The following is a 4,842-nucleotide window of genomic DNA, read 5'->3' as shown; positions in this document are numbered from 1 at the left end:
ATGCCCAATACTGGATAGGCGAGAGCTACTATGCATTAAAAGAATACGACAAAGCGCGGGATGCTTTTGAGACGGTGATAGCTAAATACCCTGATAAACCTAAGGTGCCTGACGCTATGTTAAAACTGGGGTACACATATAGAAGTCTTGGGCAAAACGACAAAGCAAAGGCAACTCTGAACAGCGTAATAAAGAAATTCCCGAAGAGTGAAGCCGCAAAAGTTGCTAAGAAAACGTTAGGCACGTGGAAATAAAACTACGTGGGAATAAAGTATGCTCCAACATTAGTGCTAACAGCACTAATGTTGCTTTTGTTATCAACTATCGCGTCTTTGGAAGTTTATGCCTACGATATATGGGAAACGAGAGCACATCCTGCCCCTGATTATATAGATTTAAGGGGCGGGGCTGATTACTACATAATATCTCCAACGGGCTATCAGAAACTTGCAGACGACTTGCAGGTTTCAGCATACCGTATTTCGCTCCTAAGCCCTAAACGTATCCCGCTCATATCAAGGCTATCGGCATCGCTTACTGATAATGTATCGGCAAACCCCGCTCCTGTGAGCAACGAAACGGGTAGCTTTTACGGTGATTTTTTTGCAGAGTTGCGGATACCTGGCACAATTCATATACTATCTTACGACTCATCGGTATATTTGCAATATAGACGACAGTTGGCAAACTGGGCAGGCAAAGAGCTACCTAGCGACTATATATACACGGGTAAAGAGGTTTTAATAGCGGGCAAAAAATTATCTTTCTGCGAGACGACTAATTTCTTTGCAATCGCCATTGACACACCTATTACGCGCAAAGATTCACTAGACAGCTACTCGCGTTTCGGTTTATATTATGAAGATACAAGACGTGTCCGCACGTCTAAACTGATAGATAACTCCCGATATATAGTTAATGTGTTTGAGCATTCCGCAGGTGCATTTTTTGATATATCTAAACCTGTTTTTGTTGACGGTTTTGTTTTGCGTTCGCAGATGAGTATAGGCTATATGTGGCGCAATATGCCAAACAATAGGATTGCTGTTGCTGGCGGGTTTCCTGAGAACAAGTCTATATTGATACTTGATTTTAACCTTGAAATGGCTTATCGTATAGATATGACATCAGCAGTGAATCTGCAGTTTGGCATAGGATATGCTACTGGCATTGTAAATGTCTTATCAGATGTAACTAACAAAAACGCCTTTGTAAATGAACCACCCTCTGTGTTACGCGGTTTTGCAACGCTGGGCATAGTTATCTAATTTAATACTGGAGCCATGTAAATGTCTGGAACGATAGAAATATTTTTACTGACCCTTTCAATTTTATTCTTTGTGAGCCTGCTCGCTACAAAAGCCAGCACACGTTTCGGTGTGCCTGTGTTGTTAATATTCCTTGCTGTGGGTATGCTATTTGGTGGCGATGGACTAGGGCTAGATTTTGAGAGCCTGCAACTGGCAAATGGTGTCGGCACGGTGGCACTATCTTTAATACTGTTTTCTGGCGGGCTTAACACTAGACTTGCCGATGTAAAGCCTACACTTGCACCCGGTCTGACACTTGCCACGCTGGGCGTCCTTGTTATCACATTCGTAGGAGCGATATTTATCTGGATAGCTACTAACCTGTTAATAGTGAAAGTAAGTTTTACATTTTTAGAAGCACTGCTATTATCAGCAATAATGTCATCTACTGACTCAGCATCGGTATTTAATATACTTCGCACAAAAGAGTTAAACTTAAAATACAATTTGGGTCGTCTGTTAGAGGTAGAAAGCGGCAGCAACGACCCTATGGCGTATATGCTAACTACTACATTTATGTCGCTGATAATATCAACCGCTACTTTTAGCATAGGCAAGGTAGTGTTTGATGTGATATTGAGCCTTGGAGTAGGTGCTTTAGCTGGACTTGCTGTCGGCTATATAGGCATACGAATTATCAACAAGATAAACCTTAATAATGAAGCACTCTATCCTATTCTAATAGTAACTATGTGCATATTCTCGTTTTCGGCTACGTATTTCTTACATGGCAATGGCTATTTAGCAGTCTATATCAGTGGACTAGTGCTCGGCAATGGCAAAATCGTCAATAAACGCTCATCTGTTAACTTTTTTGAAGGACTGTCGTGGCTGAGCCAGATTACATTATTTTTAACGTTAGGGCTATTGGTTCGTCCGCACGAGTTGCTAGGAGTGTTGCTATCAAGCATAGTAATAGGTGCAAGTTTAATCTTTATAGCCCGTCCTATCAGCGTAGCGGTATGTATGGCACCATTTAGACAACAATATAACTTAGATTCTATGAAGTTTATAGTATGGGGTGGTTTGCGTGGGGCAGTGCCTGTGGTGTTTGCGATACTGCCACTAGTAGCGGACACTCCTAATGCACGGGTAATGTTTAACATCGTATTTTTTATATCGCTTATCTCTTTGCTTTTACAGGGCACAACATTAGCAAGTCTTGCCGTTAGGTGGGGCTTGATAGAAAAAACCGTTCATGGCGACACCTTAAAGCATTTCGGTATAGAACTAGATGAGGGGATTAAGTCTGCAATGTCAGAAATTTTGCTGACTGAAACGCAACTAGTGGATGGAAACCGTCTAGTGAACTTAGACTTGCCCGATAAGACGCTCGCTGTTATGGTAAAGCGCAAGGGTAGCTATTTCATACCCAAAGGCAATACTGAGCTAGCCTCTGGCGACCGACTGCTAGTAATCACAGATGATGAGAACGCCCTGAGAGAAACCTATGAATCTATGGGCATACATAAGTATAATCTGAAAAAACAAGATTAGTCGCTAGCACATAAACTAACTCTTGACAACCTCCCCTTTTTCTGCTATAGTTCACGCACAATTTAGTTAAGCTATGAGGGAATCAGGCTGGTGGAAGTTCTTTATGTATATATGTTATGTATATATTTAGGGGCTATTCTATCAGCTTTTTTTATTTGTTAGCGAACGAGTTGGTGTTGTGAATTGAACTATGGGGTTGCAGGGAGGCTTGTTTATGTCATTTAGTGTTTATACTAATACGGCGGCTGTGTTGGTGCAGGGAGGTATCAGCAGTAGTGCGAAGGCATTGTCACATTCAATAGAGGGGTTATCTAGTGGGTTGCGTATAAACCATGCGTCAGACGATGCTTCGGGTATAGCTATATCAGATAAGTTAAGGACACAGATAAGCGGGTTATCAAAGGCTACTGCTAATGCGCAGGATGCTATTTCGTATTTACAGACTATGGATGGTGCGTTAGGTGTAGTGAATGATATGCTTTTGCGTATGAGGGAGCTATCAGTTCAAGCGGGTGGAGGTTCGTATACGTCTAATGACCGAGCGGAGTTGCAGAAGGAGATAGAGGCGTTAAAGGGCGAGGTGAACAGGGTTAGTTTGACGACAGAGTTTAACACGAAGAGGTTATTGGATGGCAGCAATGGTGTATCTATATCTGCGTCATCGGGGATAGATGTTGCTCTTATTTCATATAGTCAGCTGGGGGGGGGGGGCTACTACCCCTGTATCAGGAGATTACAAGCTAACATTTAGCACTAAGGCAGGGGAAAATGCAGTCTATCAGACAGCACAACTCATGGACTATACGAAGTCGTTGGTATATCCGAAAGGTCTGACTAACATACAGGTAGAGGGACTAGACGACGTCACACAAGTGCACTTCACAGTTAACGATGATACAGTGCATATAGTGCCATTTCGCATTAACGCTAGCAACTGGGCGGTGCCGACGAGTGGTGGGCTACAGACAAACAATATTGCTGACTACAGACAAGTGCTATTAGAGCAATCACATGGGTATCCTGCATACAATGCGACCATAACCAACGATGGTGTTCCCACTACGTATACGATTGACGACTACACTTATCCGTATGATAACTTCTCAGGCTTTTATATGGGATATGAGATAGTTTCTATGGCTGACGCCGTAGGAGGCGCAACGCATACACAATATGCTTCTGCCATGGGCAATACCACTTACATAGACCTTGCTGATGGCACAAAAGCATGGCAACTCTTAAACGGTGACTTTCTCCGCTCATTTTATGTGGACCCTGCTGACGGGGTAACGCACTATGCAGATGTTTTTGGAACACCCTTTACTTGGACTGGAGGTCTTACTTATAGGGCAAGCATATATACGCAAAAGGCTAATAACACTTATAGCAGTCTTCAGTATTTCATCTCCGCGACTGCTGTCAATAGCATGGCTGTTGGCGACAAGGCTTTGTTTTACTACCAAGCAAATAGTCCCGATGTGGAGGTTATACCGGGCATTACTAACTGGACAGATACTAACACCAACTGGAATATTAACTCTGCGAATATGACGTATATAAAGACTGTTTCACTGGATATAGATGTGCCTAATGGGACTAATATAGTGGGTTCTAATTTATCTCCTAAGGTCTTTTGGGATATAAGAGACCCTCACGTTGAGTTCACAGCTATGACTATAGAGAACGGGGAGTTCAAGGAGATAAAGATTAGCTGGGACAGGGACTGGAACGTGCCCGATGATGAAGTGACCGGTGGTGAATGGGGCTGGATAGCGCCGACACCAGATAACACCAAATTAAAAGATTCCATTGTTGGTGGCAGGCTAGTGTTCGCTAATGAGGACGGACGAATGCTGCTTGATAATACGCAGACTATAACTATATATGGCAATGGCAAACAGGCAGAGATTACCCTTGAAGGGGAAGATACCATTCAAGACCTAATAGATAAACTAGCTAATGCCATAGGTAGCAAAGCTGGCTTAGATATGGCTAATGGGTTAAAGATAGAAGACCTTGTTAAGATAACCCCTGA

The 4,842-nt window shown here is 42.8% G+C and carries 5 protein-coding genes; all 5 read left to right on the top strand.

The features are described 5' to 3' along the window. Window positions 1-254, top strand: a 254-nt coding sequence (gene ybgF, locus AC1MDJ_RS06735) for a tol-pal system protein YbgF (RefSeq protein ID WP_479690167.1), incomplete at its 5' end; no start/stop codon positions are given. Between the two features lie 6 nt (window positions 255-260). Further along, a complete protein-coding gene (locus tag AC1MDJ_RS06730; protein WP_479690166.1) occupies window positions 261-1,268 on the top strand; it encodes a hypothetical protein in 1,008 nt (335 codons plus the stop codon). 21 nt (window positions 1,269-1,289) lie between these two features. Further along, window positions 1,290-2,807, top strand: a complete 1,518-nt coding sequence (locus tag AC1MDJ_RS06725; protein ID WP_479690165.1) for a potassium/proton antiporter — start codon at window positions 1,290-1,292, stop codon at window positions 2,805-2,807. Between the two features lie 214 nt (window positions 2,808-3,021). Next, window positions 3,022-3,558, top strand: a complete 537-nt coding sequence (locus tag AC1MDJ_RS06720) for a flagellin N-terminal helical domain-containing protein (protein ID WP_479690164.1) — start codon at window positions 3,022-3,024, stop codon at window positions 3,556-3,558. After that, window positions 3,479-4,842, top strand: a 1,364-nt coding sequence (locus tag AC1MDJ_RS06715) for a hypothetical protein (RefSeq protein ID WP_479690163.1), incomplete at its 3' end; no start/stop codon positions are given. The genes AC1MDJ_RS06720 and AC1MDJ_RS06715, both read left to right, overlap by 80 nt.

The sequence above is a fragment of the Candidatus Termitispirillum reticulitermitis genome (assembly GCF_054655775.1).
This window is presented reverse-complemented; position numbering and strand designations above follow the sequence as displayed.